13 protein-coding genes are annotated in these 17,652 nt (G+C 61.9%); 3 read left to right on the forward strand and 10 right to left on the reverse strand.

Translation table 11 applies throughout. From position 1 onward, the window contains the following. Positions 1 to 43: 43 nt before the first annotated feature. From HMPREF3120_RS05035 to HMPREF3120_RS05070, 8 genes are all read right to left on the reverse strand, one after another. The gene (locus tag HMPREF3120_RS05035) at positions 44 to 688 is read right to left on the reverse strand and encodes a 50S ribosomal protein L25/general stress protein Ctc (protein WP_070422621.1); all 645 of its coding nucleotides are present in this window, start codon (positions 686 to 688) and stop codon (positions 44 to 46) included. A 128-nt stretch (positions 689 to 816) separates the two neighbouring features. Next, the gene (locus HMPREF3120_RS05040) at positions 817 to 2,151 is read right to left on the reverse strand and encodes an MFS transporter (protein ID WP_070451136.1); all 1,335 of its coding nucleotides are present in this window, start codon (positions 2,149 to 2,151) and stop codon (positions 817 to 819) included. Further along, positions 2,144 to 3,157: a histidinol-phosphate transaminase gene (hisC, locus tag HMPREF3120_RS05045; protein WP_070451250.1), complete on the reverse strand. Its 1,014-nt coding sequence runs from the start codon at positions 3,155 to 3,157 to the stop codon at positions 2,144 to 2,146. The genes HMPREF3120_RS05040 and hisC overlap by 8 nt, the downstream gene beginning before the upstream one ends. 8 nt (positions 3,158 to 3,165) lie before the next feature. Further along, complete coding sequence (locus HMPREF3120_RS05050) at positions 3,166 to 4,506, reverse strand: amino acid permease (protein ID WP_070451137.1); 1,341 nt, start codon at positions 4,504 to 4,506, stop codon at positions 3,166 to 3,168. Between the two features lie 3 nt (positions 4,507 to 4,509). Further along, positions 4,510 to 4,956, reverse strand: coding sequence for a hotdog fold thioesterase (locus HMPREF3120_RS05055; protein ID WP_070451138.1), 447 nt, complete (start codon positions 4,954 to 4,956; stop codon positions 4,510 to 4,512). Between the two features lie 76 nt (positions 4,957 to 5,032). Continuing rightward, positions 5,033 to 6,010 carry a ribose-phosphate diphosphokinase gene (locus HMPREF3120_RS05060; RefSeq protein ID WP_070422625.1) on the reverse strand — a complete coding sequence of 326 codons (978 nt, stop codon included), beginning with the start codon at positions 6,008 to 6,010 and terminating at the stop codon, positions 5,033 to 5,035. 10 nt (positions 6,011 to 6,020) lie between these two features. After that, a complete protein-coding gene (glmU, locus tag HMPREF3120_RS05065) occupies positions 6,021 to 7,460 on the reverse strand; it encodes a bifunctional UDP-N-acetylglucosamine diphosphorylase/glucosamine-1-phosphate N-acetyltransferase GlmU (protein ID WP_083279453.1) in 1,440 nt (479 codons plus the stop codon). 65 nt (positions 7,461 to 7,525) lie between these two features. Further along, positions 7,526 to 8,740 carry an MFS transporter gene (locus HMPREF3120_RS05070; protein ID WP_070422626.1) on the reverse strand — a complete coding sequence of 405 codons (1,215 nt, stop codon included), beginning with the start codon at positions 8,738 to 8,740 and terminating at the stop codon, positions 7,526 to 7,528. A gap of 53 nt (positions 8,741 to 8,793) precedes the next feature. Between HMPREF3120_RS05070 and HMPREF3120_RS05075 the strand changes: the two genes are divergently transcribed. Continuing rightward, a complete protein-coding gene (locus HMPREF3120_RS05075) occupies positions 8,794 to 10,281 on the forward strand; it encodes a multicopper oxidase family protein (protein WP_070451252.1) in 1,488 nt (495 codons plus the stop codon). Between the two features lie 93 nt (positions 10,282 to 10,374). Here HMPREF3120_RS05075 and HMPREF3120_RS05080 read toward each other — a convergent pair whose 3' ends face one another. Next, entirely contained in the window at positions 10,375 to 12,186 is a 1,812-nt protein-coding gene (locus HMPREF3120_RS05080) for a hypothetical protein (protein WP_141739375.1), read from the reverse strand. A gap of 175 nt (positions 12,187 to 12,361) precedes the next feature. Further along, positions 12,362 to 12,988 carry a DUF3558 family protein gene (locus HMPREF3120_RS05085; protein ID WP_168156408.1) on the reverse strand — a complete coding sequence of 209 codons (627 nt, stop codon included), beginning with the start codon at positions 12,986 to 12,988 and terminating at the stop codon, positions 12,362 to 12,364. Between the two features lie 171 nt (positions 12,989 to 13,159). Between HMPREF3120_RS05085 and HMPREF3120_RS05090 the strand changes: the two genes are divergently transcribed. Further along, positions 13,160 to 13,828 carry a TetR/AcrR family transcriptional regulator gene (locus HMPREF3120_RS05090; RefSeq protein ID WP_070451141.1) on the forward strand — a complete coding sequence of 223 codons (669 nt, stop codon included), beginning with the start codon at positions 13,160 to 13,162 and terminating at the stop codon, positions 13,826 to 13,828. Then, complete coding sequence (mfd, locus tag HMPREF3120_RS05095; RefSeq protein ID WP_070451142.1) at positions 13,821 to 17,450, forward strand: transcription-repair coupling factor; 3,630 nt, start codon at positions 13,821 to 13,823, stop codon at positions 17,448 to 17,450. The genes HMPREF3120_RS05090 and mfd overlap by 8 nt, the downstream gene beginning before the upstream one ends. Positions 17,451 to 17,652 lie beyond the last annotated feature (202 nt).

Genomic DNA, 17,652 nt, shown 5'->3' on the forward strand with positions numbered 1-17,652 from the left:
CGAAAAAGCCCGCCAAAAAAGCGGGCCAATCGTCGTGCCGAAATTACTCGGAAGCTTCCTCGCCAGCCTCAGAAGACTCAGCGCCAGCCTCAGCGCCGCCCTCCTCAGCAGCCTCAGCCTCAGCCTCGAGATCCTCATCAACCTGCTCGAAGGTGATGTTGACAAGCAAGTTCTCCGGATCGGTGATCAGCTCCGCACCCGCCGGCAGCTCGAGATCGCCAGCGGTGATCTGGTCGCCGATCTCCTTGCCCTCGATGGAAACGGTGATCTCGTCCGGGATAGACAGAGCGTCGATCTCGATCTCGACAACGTCGGCTTCCTGGAACACAACAGCGCCCGGAGCAGCCTCGCCCTCGGTGACAACCGGAACCTCGACGGTAACCTTCTCGCCACGCTTAATGCCGAACAGGTCAATGTGGTCGATCTCGAGAGTCAGAACGTTCTGGTCGACGTGCTTGACCATGGCGAGCAGCTTCTCACCGTCGAGCTCAAGCTCGACGATGGCGTTGGTGCCGTCGTTACGCACGATCGCGGTCATCTCAATGCGGTCAACCGCAAAGTGGATGTTCTCGATGCCCTTTTCGTACAGGACACCCGGGATCTTGCCATCGCGACGCAGACGACGTGCGGAGCCCTTGCCAAACTCCTCGCGACGCTCACCCTTGATAACGGTTGGGGTAATAGCCATGTTGTACTCCTTCGGTTGGAAGGGCCACAGGCTTTGCCTGCGACCACTTAACGGATTGTGCTCGTCGAGTGATCGCATAGTGGATCTTCATCGCGTCGATAACGGCCCGAAAGCCCTCGCCGAGACTGCTACAGGCTACCAGCCGACTTTTCCCACACAAAATGCCCCGCCGCCTGGATGTCCTCATGATCATGGCCAAGCGGGATGCCGGTGCGATCACGCACAAGCAGCGTAACGACGAACCCCGTCAACGTCGCCGCCATCAAATACACCGTAATCGCCACCGTACCACCAGTAGCCTCACGCAACGCAGCCGCAATCGTTGGAGCAAACGCACCACCAAGAATTGCACCCAACGCGTACGAAATCGACGCCCCGGACGCCCGGACCGAAGCCGGGAAAAGCTCCGCGTAGAAAGCGCCAATCTCGCCGTACGTCAGGCCCAGGCCAACGGTGAGGAAAATCAACGCCGCGGTGATCTTTGCAATCGAACCCGTATCGACGAGCGGGAACAACACCGCAACACCCGCCGCCTGAACCACAAACCCGATCGCAAGCGTGCGCTTACGCCCGATGTAGTCCGAGACCCACCCGGCGAACGCTGTAGTGAACAACCACACCGCAGCCGATGCAGTGACAGCCCAGAGAATGTCCCCGCGTGAAAGCCCGATACCGGCAGGGTCAGTGACGTAATTTTGGATGTAACCGCCGGTTGTCATGTAGCCGACCGTTCCGTTTGCGGCGAAGATCAGGGCGGCTGCGAGGACAACTCCCGCGTGAGATTTGAACAGGCCGCTGATGGGGCTGCGGGTGCCGGTCTCGCGCATCTCCTCGACGACGGGCGATTCTTCGACGCCGGTGCGGATCCACCAGCCGAGGAACGTCAGCGCGATGGACAGCAGGAAGGGAATGCGCCAGCCCCATTCGACGAAGGCGTCACCGGGGGCGACGGCGGTCATCAGGGCGAGCATGCCGGAGGACATGAGCAGGCCAGCGGGAACACCGACCTGGGGGCCGGCGCCGTAAAGGCCGCGTTTGTTCACAGGGGCGTGTTCGACGGCGAGGAGGACTGCGGAGCCCCATTCGCCGCCGGCCGATGTGCCCTGCAGGATGCGCAGGAGAATCAGTGCGGCGGGGGCAAGCCAACCGATGGTGTCGTAGGTGGGCAACAGGCCGATAAGCGTGGTGGCGGTGCCCATCGTGAACAGGGTGATCATGAGCACGCCGCGGCGCCCGAATCGGTCGGCGTAGTGGCCAGCAAGCACCGCACCGAGCGGGCGGAACAGGAAGGACAAGCCGACGGTGAGGAAGCTCACGATCGTCGCCGCAGCAGGTCCGAGGGGACCGAACATGGTCTGGTTAAACACCAAACCGGCGACGGCGGCGTAGAGGAAGTAGTCGTACCACTCGATGGCTGTGCCGATGGTGGTCGCCGCGATCACGCGGCGGCGCTCACTACGCACGGTCCCATGCTTTCAGGAAGGCGTCGGTTTCGGCTGAGTTGGTGACGGTGACGCGGATACCTTCCGGGAAAGAACGCACCAGCACGCCCTCTGCCGCTAGCCGGTCAGCTTTTTCACGCGGGAAATCCGGCAGCCAGATGAAGTTGGCTTGGGATTCGGGGAGGTTGAGTGCGGTGGTGAGGTGTTGGCGTTGGGTGATGGTGTCGTCGATACGCGTTTGCAGCTCGGAGGTGGCCTTGAGGGAGGCGAGGGCTGCGGTTTGGGCGACGGCGTTGACGGAGAAGGGGACGGCGACTTTGTTGAGGGCGCTGATGATGTCGGCGGGGCCGAAGGCGTAGCCGATGCGGGCGCCTGCAAGGCCGTAGGCTTTGGAGAAGGTGCGCAGGCCGACGACGTTGGGGTAGCGGGTGATGACGTCGGTGGCGATGGGGGTGTCGGTGGCGCGGTTGTATTCGAAGTAGGCCTCGTCGAGTGCGACGAGGATGTCGGATGGGACGGCGGCCATGAAGGTTTCGAACTCGGCGTTGGTGATGGTGGTGCCGGTTGGGTTGTTGGGGTTGCACACGAAGATGAGTTTCGTGCGTTCGGTAATCGCTGCGGCCATGGCGGGCAGGTCGAGGCGGTGCTCGGCGTCGAGTGGGATGGCGACGGGGGTTGCGCCGACGATGCGGGCGAAGATGGGGTAGGCCTCGAAACTGCGCCAGGGGAAGATGATTTCGTCGCCGGGCTGTGCGGTGATCGTCGCGAGTTGTTGGCACAGGGCGGAGGAGCCGGTGCCGACGGCGACCTGGTCGATGGTCACGCCGAGGTGTTCGGCAAGGGCGGTGCGGATGTCGGTGGCGCCCATGTCGGGGTAGCGGTTCATGGAGCCGAGGGTGTCGCGCATCGCCTCGAGTACGGAGGGCAGTGGGCCTTCGGCGCATTCGTTGGAGGAGAGTTTGATGGCCTGGTCGTTGCGGGCGCCTGGAACGTAGTCGGGGATGGTGTCGAGGTCTGGGCGGATCATGTTGCGGATCATGCGTTGCTCCTGCGTTGCGTTGTCAGCCAGATGAGGCCGAGGGCGAGGATCCAGCCGAAGAGTGTGGCTAGACCCATGCGGTAATCGGGAAGAATACCCATTAGTACGAGTACGAGGGCGAAAAATGCGATGCAGATCCAGTTCGCAACTGGGTAGAACGGGGCGGGGAATTTTGTGTTGCCGGCGTGTTTGCGGAAGTTCAGGTGGGATAGGCAGATGCCGGCCCAGGTGATCAATTCGGTGCCGACGATGATGGCGAGCAGGATGGCGAAGATTTTGCCTTCGAAGAAGTAGTTGAGGATGACGACGACGCCCATGAGGGTGGCGTCGAAAAGCAATGCTTTGGTGGGCAGACCTTTGCGGTTGGTTTCGGCGAGGGCTTTGGGGGCTTGGCCGTTGCGGGCGAGGTCGCGGAGCATGCGGGCGCCGGAGTAGGTCATGGTGTTGAGCACGGAGAACACGGCGACGACGATGACGACGTTCAAGGCGGTCGCTGCGCCGGAGAACCCGACGCCGGTGAGTACGCGGATGAACGGGCTTTCGTTGGTGTCCTGCTCATTCCACGGTGCGAGCAGCAGGATGGTGCCGATGCCGCCGAGGTAGAACACGAGGATGCGCCACACTACGGAGTTGACCGCGCGGGGAATTGCCTTGTCTGGGTCGTCAGCTTCGCCGGCGGCAGTGCCGATGGACATGATGCCGCCGAAGGTGAAGGTCACTGCGACGAGTGCGAACAGGACACCGGAGATGCCGTTTGGCATGAATCCGCCGTGGTCGGTGATGTGTTGCAGGCCGATGGCGGGTTCGGATCCGACGCCGAAGACAAGCGCGAGGCCGAGCACGATCATGAGGACGAGTGCTGCCACTTTGATCAGGGAAAGCCAGTATTCGGTGGTGGCGAACACGCGCACGTTGAGCACGTTGAGGACGACGACGAGCAGCAGCGAGACTAGCGCGGTGACCCAGTGGGGGATGTGGGGGAACCAGTAGTCCAGGAAGGTACCCATGGCGGTCAGTTCCAGCATGCCGACGACGACGGTGGTGAACCACCAGTTCCAGCCGGTGATAAATCCGGCTCCGCGGCCGATGAATTCGCGAGAGTATGCGGCAAAGGATCCGGAGACGGGGTGTTCGACGGCCATTTCGCCGAGCATGCGCATGAGGAAGTAAACGATGACGCCGACGATGGCGAAGGAGATCAAGACGGCGGGGCCGGCGTATTGGATGGAGCTGGCGGAGCCGAGGAAAAGTCCGGTGCCGATGGATGATCCGAAGGCGATCATCATCAGTTGGCGGCTTTTGACGCTGCGTTTGAGTCCTTGTTCTTGGAGGCTCATGGTTTAGTTTCCTGTCGGGGGACGTGAGGTGGTGCGGGAGAGTCCGCGGAATTCTGCGATGACGGTGTCGCCGTCGTAAAGGGTGACGTCGGACAGTCCGTTGCGGCCCCATTGGTGGCGTTCGTGAGCGACGCCGCGGATGGTGCGGCCCATTTTTGCGGGTGCGAGGTAGACCATTTCGGATTGTGCGCTGACGGTGGGTTCGGTGCGGCGCGAGTTGCAGGCGCCACCGAAGAGGGCGTCAGCGAAGGTGAACAGTACGCCGCCCTGGCAGACGCCGAATCCGTTTGCATGCCGCGTATCGACGACAAACTCACCTTCCGCCACGCCTGGCTCTAACCGTGTGATGATGGCGCCCAGATACTCGAGGGTGGCGTCGCCGTCGTACATGGCTTTGGCGTGCTCAAGCTCTGGGGTGATTTCTACGGATTCGGCGTAGCGGTTGTACATGGAGATTGTGTCCTTTCCCTAAGCGTGAAGCCGGGGCAGCGGTGAAGCTGCCCCGGCTGTCGCGGTCAAGAGTGGTTTAGGCCTGGCCCTCGAAGAGGGTGGTCACGGAACCGTTTTCGAAGATTTCGCGGATGGTCTTTGCCAGCAGTGGTGCGATCGACAGCACGGTGAGGTTCTTCCAACCTTCGGTGTTTTGCGGCAGGGTGTCGGTGGTGATGACTTCCTCTGCGCCGCAGTCGCTGAGGCGCTCGCGTGCCGGATCAGAGAAGACACCGTGGGTGCAGGCGATGACGACGGACTTCGCGCCGGCTTCCTTGAGCACGCCGACGGCGCCAGCGATGGTGCCGCCGGTGTCGATCATGTCGTCCATGAGGATGCAGTCCTTGCCCTCGACGTCGCCGACGACACGGTTGGAGACAACCTTGTTTGCGGCGTCGATGTCGCGGGTTTTGTGGACGAAGGCCATGGGGGCGTCGCCAAGCATGTTGGCCCACTTCTCAGCGGACTTCACTCGGCCGGCATCCGGGGAGACCACCACGAGGTTGTCCAGCGAGTACTTGGACTTGATGTAGTCCACCAGGATCGGCTGGGCGTGCATGTGGTCGACCGGGCCGTCGAAGAAGCCCTGGATCTGGTCGGTGTGCAGGTCCACGGATACGATGCGGTCCGCGCCCGCTGCGGAGAGCAGGTCTGCGATGAGGCGGGCGGAGATCGGCTCGCGGCCGCGGTGCTTCTTGTCCTGGCGTGCGTACGGGTAGAACGGCAGGATCGCGGTGATGCGCTTCGCGGAGCCACGCTTGAGCGCGTCGATCATGATCAACTGCTCCATGAGCCACTTGTTCAGCGGTTGTGCGTGGGACTGCATGACAAAGCAGTCGGAGCCACGGACGGACTCTTCGAAGCGGATGAAGATTTCGCCGTTGGCGAAGTCACGGGCGGTGGTAGGCACGAGCTCGATGCCGAGTTCGTCTGCTACGGCCTCTGCCAGTTCCGGGTGCGCACGCCCGGTGAAGACCTTGAGGTTTTTGTGGCTTTCTGTGGAGTAACCAGTCATGTTCGAACCTTTACTTCTCGCGTGCTTTCTTTGCAGCTTCTGCCGCGTCGGATCCGGGGCGGCGCTTTTCTACCCAGCCCTCGATGTTGCGCTGGTGGCCCTCCTTGATGGCGAGCGCGCCGGCTGGAACATCTTCCGTGACTACTGTACCCGCGCCGGTATACGCGCCATCACCGATATTGACCGGCGCGACAAACATGGTGTCTGAGCCGGTACGGCAGTAGTCGCCGATGGTGGTGTGGTGCTTGTTCACACCGTCGTAGTTAGCGAAAACGCTGGAGGCGCCGATGTTGGAGTGCTTGCCTACGGTGGCGTCGCCGATGTAGGTCAGGTGGGGCACCTTGGAGCCTTCGCCGATCTTGGCGTTTTTGGATTCGACGAAGCCGCCGAGTTTGCCGCGGGCGCCGAGTTCGGTGCCGGGGCGGATGTAGGTGAAGGGGCCGACGGTGGCTTCTTCACCGATGACGCCGAGTTCGCCTTGGGTGCGTACGACGGTGGCGCGGGCGCCGACTTCCATGTCGGTCAGGGTGGTGTCGGGGCCGATTTCGGCGCCGTCGCCGATGACGGTGGAGCCCCACAGTTGGGTGTTGGGGTGGATGATGACGTCGCGGCCGATTTCTACCTCGACGCCGATCCAGGTGGTGGCCGGGTCGATGACGGTTGCGCCGTTGCGCATGGCGCGCTCGACGAGGCGGCGGTTGAGTTCCTTGCCGGCTTCGGCGAGTTGGACGCGGTCGTTGACACCGGCGAGTTCGCGGGCATCAGGTGCGATGAAGGCGGAAACTTTGCGGCCGTCGTTGCGGGCGATGCCGAGGACGTCGGTGATGTAGAACTCGCCTTGGGCGTTGTCGGGGGTGACGCGCGCGAGGGCGTCGCGAAGCACGGTGGCGTCGAAGGCGAAGACACCGGAGTTGACTTCGTGGACCTTGCGTTGTTCGTCGGTGGCGTCTTTTTCTTCGACGATTTCGAGCACGTCGCCAGCTTCGCCGCGGATGATGCGGCCGTAGCCAGTGGGGTTGTCGAATTCGAGGGAGAGCACGGTCACGGCGGCATGCTCGGACTCATGCTTTTCGACGAGCGCCTGCAACGTCTCCGGCGTCAGCAACGGCACGTCACCGTTGGTGACCACGACGGTGCCGTCGAAATCCGGAATTGCCGACAGGCCGACCTGCACTGCGTGGCCGGTGCCGTTTTGCTCCTCCTGGATCGCCTGGCGGATCTCCACGTGCATCTGCTCGGCGATGTGCTCCACGGCTGGGGCGACCTGGTCGCGCTGGTGGCCGACCACAGCAACGAGGTAGGTCGGTTCCACACCGGCTGCGGCGTGCAGCGAATGGGAGAGCAGGCTGCGCCCGCCGATTTCGTGCAGCGTCTTTTGGCGGTCGGACTTCATGCGGGTTCCCGCGCCGGCCGCGAGCACGACAACGGCGCGATCGGAGTGGTTAGGCACTCGATTACTCCTTGGGGGTGGACGTTTTGAGATCGGCCCCAAGCATAACGCCTATGGGCTCTGGCCTACTTGTTTGCCGAGACTTCCTTCAGGTTCGCGGCACCAAACACACCGGCGTAACCAACAACAGCCAGGAAGATCAGCGCTGCCTGCGGGCCGAGCAGCACAACCGCCGAGGAGATTGCGCCGACAACGAGCAGGACGATGCCCATGACGGTGTTGGCGGCACCCGTGATCATGGTGCGCCTATCGCCGTCGGCCATGTCTACCAGGTAGGTCTTGCGGCTGACCCGCACTGCGGTGTGGGCGAGGTTGACCAGGAAGAAGCCTAGGGGCATGACCCAGGCGTTGATGGTGTCGTCGACAAGCTGTGCGCTGGCAACGAGCAGGATGAGCACAGTGGACGCGAAACCTGCAGCCCACGCCATCGTGCGTTTCGACGACCTGTCCGACAACCGGCCCGAAACCCGCCCGCCAAGCAGTGACGCGCCGCCGGAGGCGACGATGAACGCACCGAGGCCTGTGAGGTCGGCGCCTTCGCGGCTGCCCAACACGACGATAAACGGGGTGGAAAGCGCGGTGACCAGCATGAGCGAGCGCACGATGAGGAATCGTTGCAGGTCGCGGTCGGAGGTGACCAGCTTCCACATGTCGTGGAAGCCTTGGCCGTTGGAGGTGTCGGTGTCGGGAGTGGGCTCGTCGATACGCATGAACACGAGCGAAGCGAGCGCCCACATCGACGCACCGCCGGCGAGCAGCGCGGCGAGTGACCACTGCGGAAGTTCGTTGGGGATAAACGACAGTGCGAGACCGATCGCGAGAGTGAAACCGCCGGCGAGCGCGGTGGCGCGACCGGTGATGTCGCCGCGGTGGCCTTTGGAAATCGTGCGGCCCTGGACATCTTTGCCTGCGATGGAGCAGATGGAGCGAAACACCGCGTGCACCGCAAGCAGGACAATGACTGCGATGCCGAGCGCACTTCCCTCGAGCAACAGCGCGCTAAGCGCAATGCCGGCAGAGGCCAGCGCTTGGCCCCACGAGCCGATCAACCAGACTCGTTTGCGCGAGCTTTGCGACGTCACCCACGGGCTCAAAAACGCCTGCGGCAGCATCGAGCCGGACTCGCGAATTGGCACGAGAAACGACGTGAACGCCGCCGGCACCCCAGCAGCATTGAACAGCCACGGCAGCACCGTTTTCGGGGCGACTACCTGATCGCCAATGTTTTGTAAGCCGTTCGACCAGATGAACCGGCGGGCATTCGCTTCCTCGTTACGCATATATCGGGATAGTAGGATCATTCATGGTTTTCGGCGAGTTTTTGGAGGACGTAATGGCTTTTTCTCGACGCACATTTTTTAAAGGGACCGTTTTCGCCGTTGCAGCCGCAGCCACGGGTGCTGCATTGGCTGGGTGCTCGACATCAAACCAGCCCACCCCGCGTGGTGCCGACGCCGAAGCACGCCCGCTGCCTATCCCGCCGCTGTACGAAGGCACACTCGACGGCAACGTGCGCCGCTTCGAACTGACCGCCCAGGAGGGCGAATCCGAAATCATCCCTGGTGTCATGACCAAGACTTGGGGATTCAACGGGCCGTTCTTGGGCCCGACGTTGTACATGCGACGCGGCGAGCGCATCGAGATGACGGTGCACAACAACGTGCCGGAGCCGACCGTTGTGCACTGGCACGGCCTGCACCTGCCGGCCGCTGCGGACGGGGGACCGGCGCTGATGTTTGACCCGGGTGAGTCTTGGTCGCCGTCGTGGACCGTCGATCAGCCCGCCGCGACCTGCTGGTACCACCCGCACCCGCACGAGATATCCGCGGTGCACGCCTACCGCGGCCTTGCCGGCGGTCTGATTGTCGACGACGACACCACCGCAATTTCCGGCTTGCCCTCCGATTACGGCGTCGATGACATCCCGGTGATCTTGACCAACGCCAACTTCACCGAGGACGGCCAGCTCGACGAGGACCACGGGTGGGTCGGCGACACCGTGGTGGTCAACGGCATCACCAAACCGCGTTTCGAGGCCACAACCCGCCGCGTGCGTCTCCGCGTGCTCAACGGTTCCGTGTTGCGCTTCCACCACCTGACGCTGGGTGTGCCGTTCAAGATCGTCGCCACTGACCAGGGGTTCCTCGATTCCCCGGTGGAGGTCGACGGCGTGCTGCTTACCCCGGGCGAGCGCGTGGAAATCGTGGTGGACCTGGAGCCGGGCAAGGACCTGATGTTGCGTAGCGACGGACTCCCGGACCTCGGCGGCTTGCCAGATAAAGAAACCGCCGACCTGTTCGGCGCACGCGACACTTTCGACCTGTTGGAGATCGCCGCCCCGCCAGAAGATGCGCCGGCTTCGCCCGCGTTGTCGGAAACGTTGGTGCCGTTGGACGTGCCGTCGTCGGCAAGTGTGGAGCGCGAGTTCCGACTCAATGGCATTGAGATCAACGGCCAAACGATGGACATGTCGCGCGTCGACTTTGTCGTCGACCACGACGGGCCTGAGATCTGGCGCGTGACCAACGAAAACGAGGATATGCTGCACGATTTCCACATCCACAACGCACGCTTCGCCGTGCAAAGTGTTGAGGGTGGGGAAGTGGAGTTCACTGCCGGCTGGCACGACACCATCGACGTGCCACCGCTTTCCACGGTGACGCTGCTTGTGGAGATCGCGTATCACCCCGACCCCACCTTGGCCTACATGTATCACTGCCACATGCTCAACCACGAAGACCAGGGCATGATGGGCCAATTTGTCATCGTTGAGCCTGGCCAAGAACCGGACCTTGCACTCCCGCACGGCCACGAGCATTAGATTGCTTCTCGACGACCCCACGCCCCGGCGCGAATCCCACCGGGGCGTGTTTTCGTTTCGGGTTTCTGTTTCGAGCGTTGCCGCTCGCGGTGACTATCGGCGCACGTTGTAGCCGATGACCTCCGGCAGCAATAGTGGGGCGTCGCCGAGCAGTGCCTTGAGGTTGCCGTCGCGCTCGACCGCGCTGGTAACTGTCTTGACCTTGGCGGCGGCCTTGTCGGATGCGCGACCGCTTTGGTTGCGCCCGGCCATCATCGGTTGCCCGGCAATGACACCACCGCCGCGGTGTGCGCCTGCCGCATTATTCGCGGAGTGCGCACCGTTTGTGGCGTGGGTACCGTGTGCGCCGTGTGCACCGTTAGCTGTGCCGGAGCCTGTTGGCGCGTGCCCCGTCGAGCCGTGCGGGGTAGCACCGTGAGCACCCTGCGAACCGGCGCCGAAACCGGTACTTGGACCGACACCAGCACCGGCGCTCACGCCGCCGCCCGTGCTGAAACCCGGACGACCGGCGTGCATGCCGCCACCTGCGTACATGCCAGCCCCTGCTCCGGCGCCTCGGCCAGTGCCGATGCCATTTCCAGCTCCACGGCCGCTAACAGCCTGGGAAGCAGGGGAGCCCCCGCGGGAACCGCCAGGCACTCCAACCCCGGTGCCTGCGCCCATCTGGTTTCCACGAGCAGCGTGCCTTCCAGTGCCTGCAGCGTTGCTGGGCCCACCAGCTATTGGAGCGAATCCACCCGCGCCGCTATTGGTGCCGGCGGATGCCCCGCCCGAGTTCGCCCCACGTGTGGTTGCAGGGGTGATAGCACCGGTGAACGCTGGGCTGTGCGCACCTGGGTGCGCGCCAGCAGAGATCGCACCTGGGGTCGGAGCCATCGCATTTGTGCTTGGCGGTGCCAGCACTGCCGACGCAGCCTGCGTAGGCGTAGCACCTGCCGGAATGGAATCAAGCACGTTTGGCGAGGGCCGCCCCATGTTCTGCAGAACCTCTGACGGTGTTTTCGCGTTTGCGATATCCCCGTAGCCACGGTTGATCAGCGCATTCTGGATTGGTTCCGGCAACTCTGCTGGTTCAAATGCGGGCGCTGCTGGCGAGGGAATGCTATCGACGCTGTAGGAGTCGCCAGACATCTCCTTCAACTCCGGAAGCAGACGGTTAAACGTCGGGATCGCAGCGACCAAGTTTGATGTCATTCGTGCCGGAAAGTTGAGCAAGTACGCCTGCTCGATCGCAAGCTTTTCTTCCGGCGACGGTGCAGCGTCATATGCCATCACGGTGCTGGATGCGATGAGTTTTTCGGCGTCTGCGGCGTCGGCAAGCATTGCGGTGTGCGCTGCGAGGGAGCGCGAGTTAGCCACGTATTCCATACCTGCGTTCTGGACCTGTGTGATGGTGCGCATCGCGTTGTGAATCCAGGATGTCTCTGCCGAGGTACTCAACGCGTGCTGGACTTCGTTGAGCTCCTCCATCGCATCGGCGATCAGTTCTGCATTTGAGTTCCAGAACTCGGAAGCAGACATCGCACGAGAAGTGTCGGTCTCCAACAACTTGGCGTGCAAGGCGTGCAGCGACGAATCACCAGTCGCGACTGCCGCCGGGTTTGCAAACGTGTTGGTTTTCGGATCGACCGAACGCGATTTCTGCAGGAGCTCAATCAGTTGTGGCTGCACCTGGTTAACGCGTCCCTCAAACACCGGACCGAGCGACGCCAACGCACCGGACAACGAATCATCCGTCCGCAGCGTGTTGTTCAGCGCTGTTTCAAGAATGTTCGCCGTACCCAGAAGGTAGGTTGCGACCGCTTGGTTTGCTTCTGGTGCGTTTACATCCCCGATTGGGCTCAGAGTACGCCCCGCATCTGCGAGACCACTGACCTGTGAAAATGAAGTTAGTGGACTGGTCATACCTGCATGGAATTGAACCGACAAGCTGTCTCCGATAGCTCGAAGCTGTTGTACCGCTGATTCGATTTGGTCAACATCAATAAGGATCCCCATAAATACCCCCAAATATTCCGATTCTGCTAAAGGTTAGCCGATCATCCGTCGCTATGGAAGAGGATGTCCAATAAAGTGGACATCAGTTTCCTGATGAGTGAGCTGCAAAGAGATTTTCCAAAGCCTTTTGGGCTTTTTCACAATTGGATTCACGCGAACCCGACAGCTCGATTCCGGCCGCGATTATCGTCAGTGCTCCTCGAACAGTGTCTACCTGTGCGAAACAGCCTGTACTTACTCCGAGACGGGGGCTGAAAATATACATCTCTGGAAGAATCATTGACTGACGTTCTTCCTCTGTCCCATACGCATCTTCGATTACAGAACGACTGGAGTTGTTGTTGGAGATAGTTACAGAATCTGCGCCATTGTTAGAGCGCAAACTGCACATCTTCAGTCCACCCGAAATGTCTGAATATTCCTTCGGAAGTGGCTCCACCTCCTCGAACCCCGCTGCGGTGAACTCCTCCTGCGTGATTTCCGTGCAGGGGTCGAAGATGTCGTCGCCGATTGTGTACGGGTCGAAGTCGCCGATTTCTAGCACGCCGCTTTCGAACACGAATGCCTGTGCTTGAGGCTTATCCTCCGCGAATTCGGGTGGTGTGCCGGATTCGATGTTGGGCGTGGTGTCGTCGTTAAGCGGTTGCTCTGTAGTGCACCCCGAGAGCATCACGCATAGAGCTGTAGAAAGCATTGCGAATCGTTTCATTTCCCCTCCCCATATGAAAAAGCTTCCCCACCAGGACTCGAACCTAGAATGACGGTACCAAAAACCGTAGTGTTGCCGATTACACCATGGGGAATAGCATCGCTGATTGTAGACCACATCCCGTGGCAACCAAAGATGGGGTGTGTCGGAGAGGGATCTAGAGTGGAACATATGGCTCGTAGGCGAATGACTGCACCCCAGCGTAGGGAACAATTATTAGGCGTTGGGCGCGCTGCTTTTGCTGAGCGCGGATACGACGGGATCTCCATGGAGGAGATTGCGGCTCGCGCCGGGGTGACCAAGCCGGTGGTGTATGAGCACTTTGGGGGCAAAGAGGGGTTGTACCAGGCAGTTATTCGTCGGGAGATGGTCCGCCTGGAGGAGACGATTATGGGGTCTATCCAGGAGGGGCGCTGGCGCGATCGCATTGAGCGTGGTGTGTTGGCGTTGCTGACGTACGTGGAGGATGACACCGACGGGTTTGTCATCCTTGCGCATGGTCAGTTGCCGGGGGAGGGGCGGACGTATTCGACGATTCTTAACCGTGTGACCGCTGAGGTTTCCCACCTGCTGGCGGAGGCGTTTAAGCACCGTGGATTAGATGAGGCGATGGCCGGGTTGTACGGTCAGGCGCTGGTTGGCACGGTGTCTAATTCTGCGCTGTGGTGGCTGGACCAGCGTGAGCCAGACAAGCATATTGTGGCGGCGCACATCTCTAACCTGTGTTGGAATGGGTTGCGGGGGATGGAGGCCAAGCCGCATATTGCTGGTGAAGATGTCGCTGGAGATGAGCGCGCTGTGGATCGCGACGCGAACGAAGAGGAAGCATTGCATGACTGATAACACCCCGCCCGTGCTTGGTGGGCTGCTCACCCAGGCGTTGACGGACCCCAAGTTGAAGGGTTTGGTGACGCATGTGGGGGAAGATTCGCTGCATATTACCGGCATTGACCAGGCACGTTCCTGGACTGCTGGTGCGATCGCGCGTGAGACTCCGGTGCTGTTGGTGACGGCGACGGGGCACGAGGCGGAAGACCTCACGGCGGAGCTCAAGGCAATGCTTGGCGACGACAAGGTCGCCCAATTCCCCGCCTACGAGACGTTGCCCCATGAGCGCTTGTCGCCAGCTGCGGACATTGTTGGCCGACGTGCGAAGGTGTTGTGGGATATGCCGCGGGTGATCGTGGCTGCGGCGCGCGCCGTGTGCCAGCCGGTTTTGCCTGCGATTGAGCCGATTCGGGTGGCGGTGGACCAGGAAGCCGACTTTGAGGACCTGACGCAGCAGTTGGTGCATTTCGCCTACAACCACGTGGATATGGTTGCGGGCCGTGGCGAGTTTGCTACCCGCGGCGGCATCATTGACGTTTTCCCGACTACTGCCCAGAACCCTGTGCGTATCGAGTTCTGGGGCGACGAAGTCACCGACATCCGCTCCTTTGCGGTTGCGGATCAGCGCACCATCGAAGAGGTTGGTGCCGTCGAACTGTTTCCAGCAAGGCAGTTGCTTATCGACGACACCGTGGCCGCCAAAGCCGACGACCTGGCTCGCAAATTCCCGTCGAACCCCACCTTGTCGTCGCTGCTTGCACGCATTTCCGAAAAGCAGCCGGCGGACGGCATGGAAGCGATCATCCCGGCACTGACCGATAAGACGTATTCGGTGCTGCCGGAATTGATGCCGGCCGGTTCGGTGGTGTTGGTGACCAACCCGGAGAAGGTTCGCACTCGCATTGTCGACTTGGAAGCGACCGACCGCGAGTTCCTCGAGGCCGGCTGGGAGGCCGCCGCGATGGGCGCCGAAGGCCCGGTGGCGGTGGAAGGCCTGGACGTTTCTGCTTCGTCGTATCGCTCGTTCGAGTCCCTGGAGGTCTCCGCGTCGAAGGCTGGAAACGCCTGGTGGACCTTTGCGCCTCCTGGCATGTTCGCCGCGGATGACGCGTCGACGCTGCCGCTCGAGTTCGAGGCAGCACCCGCGCCGAAGGGCGATCCGAAGCAGATCGAGCAGCTCTACGCCACGCTGAAACTGCACGTGACGCAAAACCACGGCAAGGCCGCCTATGTCGCTCCGGCCAAAGGTGCGATCGACCGCATGGCGGAGCGGCTGCGCGAACACGGCGTGTCCGCACGAGTGGCCACACCTGGGCTCGAGCCCGTCGATGGCGCAGTTACGCTCTACCAGGCGTTATCGCACGCAGGCCTCGTTTTCGGCGGGCCGAACTTGGTCGTTATTACTGAAACGGACCTGACCGGCAACCGCGTCGGCGACATCGCCGACGCTAAGCGACGCGCCCCGCGCCGCCGCAACCGCGTCGACCCGTTGGCTTTGCAGCCGGGTGATTTCGTGGTGCATGACACCCACGGCATCGGCAAGTTTGTGAAGATGGCGGAGCGCACTATCAAGGCCGGCGATGAGGCGTCGCGACGCGAATACATCGTGCTCGAGTACCAGCCCGCCAAGCGCGGACAGCCCGGCGACCAACTCTGGGTGCCCATGGAGTCGCTGGACCTGCTGAGTAAGTACACCGGTGGCGAGAAGCCGTCGCTAAGCAAGATGGGCGGCTCGGACTGGAAGTCCACCAAGCGCAAGGCGCGCGCCGCCGTGCGCGAGATCGCCGGCGAGTTGGTGGAGCTCTACGCCAAGCGCCAAGCCGCGCCGGGCCACGCGTTCGCGCCGGATACCCCCTGGCAGCTCGAGATGGAAGATGCCTTCCCGTTCGTAGAGACGGAAGACCAGCTCAACGCCATCGAAGCGGTCAAGGAAGACATGGAAAAGCCCACGCCGATGGACCGCGTGATCGTGGGCGATGTGGGCTTCGGCAAAACCGAGGTGGCCGTGCGTGCCGCGTTTAAGGCAGTGCAGGACGGCAAACAGGTCGCGGTGCTGGTGCCGACGACGCTGCTCGCCCAGCAGCATTACTCCACCTTCACGCAGCGCATGGATGGTTTTGGGGTGGAGGTTCGCGAGCTGTCGCGTTTCACCTCTACCACGGATTCGAAGAAGATCCTCGCAGGTCTTGCGGATGGTTCCGTAGACATCGTCATTGGTACCCACCGACTGCTGCAGACTGGCGTGCAGTGGAAGAACCTCGGTCTGATCATCGTGGACGAGGAGCAGCGCTTCGGTGTCGAGCACAAGGAACACATCAAGGCGCTGAAGTCGCACGTTGACGTGCTCACCATGACGGCAACGCCGATTCCGCGCACGCTTGAGATGTCGCTGACCGGCATCCGCGAAATGACATCGATTACCACTGCGCCGGAGGATCGTCACCCGGTGCTCACGTATGTCGGTCCGCAGGAAGATAAGCAGGTGGCGGCGGCGATTCGTCGAGAATTGCTTCGCGACGGCCAAGTCTTCTACATCCACAACAAAGTCTCCGACATCGAAAAGACCGCCCGCCAACTGCGCGAACTCGTTCCCGAGGCCCGCGTGGTGGTCGCCCACGGCCAGATGAGCGAGCAGGTGCTCGAGCAGACCGTGCAGGGTTTTTGGAACCGCGAATACGACGTCATGGTGTGCACCACGATCGTGGAGACCGGCCTGGACATCGCCAACGCCAACACCCTGATCGTGGAAAACGCCCAGAACATGGGCCTGAGCCAGTTGCACCAGCTGCGCGGACGTGTGGGCCGTTCCCGCGAGCGTGCCTACGCGTACTTCCTGTACCCGAAGGACAAGACACTCACCGAGACCTCCTACGACCGCCTGGCCACCATCGCCCAAAACAACGACCTGGGCGCCGGCATGGCCGTGGCGCAGAAGGACCTGGAGATGCGCGGCGCTGGCAACGTGCTCGGCGCGGAACAGTCCGGCCACATCGCCGGCGTGGGCTTCGACATGTACGTCCGCTTGGTCAGCGAGGCCGTGGAAACCTTCAAGGGCCTCATGAGCGGCAAACCCATCGACGCCACCGACAAAGGCCCGAAGGAAATCCGCGTCGATCTGCCCGTGGATGCACACATTCCGGAGACCTACATCAACTCCGAGCGCTTGCGCCTCGAGGTGTACCGCAAGCTCGCAGAAGCGCGTGACGACGACGCCCTAACCGCCGCAGCCGACGACATGATCGACCGCTTTGGCACCTTGCCAATTGAGGTCGAGCGGCTCATGGCCGTAGCCCGACTGCGCAACCAGGCACGTGCAGTTGGCGTTTCCGAGATCCTGACCCAGGGAACGCGCATCAAACTCCACCCAGTCGAGTTGCCTGACTCCAAGCAGGTGCGCCTGAAGCGCTTGTACCCGGGGGCGAACTTCCGGGCTGCGGCAAAGGCGCTGCAGGTGCCGATGCCCAAGGAAGGCGGAGCAAAGCGGGCACTCAACGCTCCAAACCTGCGCGATATGGAATTGCTGCAGTGGGTCGCCGACTTCATGACCGACGTCCTCGACGCTCCCAAGATCGCCGTGGCGGGACCGGGTGCGGAGGAGGCACCGAAGAAGAAGGTGTTCTCGGTCAGCGAGTAGGCGCTACCGCGTCAGTGATCCCCCTTCAGACGAAGAAGGACGCTCGGACCGATCGTCTAGCTCTGTGTTTGTGGAACCAGACGATGAGCTCCTTGTTGACCATGGTGTTCGTTATCACCTGGGGGTTTGTGTGGGTGGTTTCGAGACCGTCTAGCTGTATTTGTGGTCGTGCTAGACGATCAGGTGTAGCAACGAAAAGAGT

Origin of the sequence: Corynebacterium sp. HMSC11D10, from assembly GCF_001806995.1 — a bacterium.
In the GTDB taxonomy this organism is placed as follows: Bacteria; Actinomycetota; Actinomycetes; order Mycobacteriales; family Mycobacteriaceae; genus Corynebacterium; species Corynebacterium coyleae.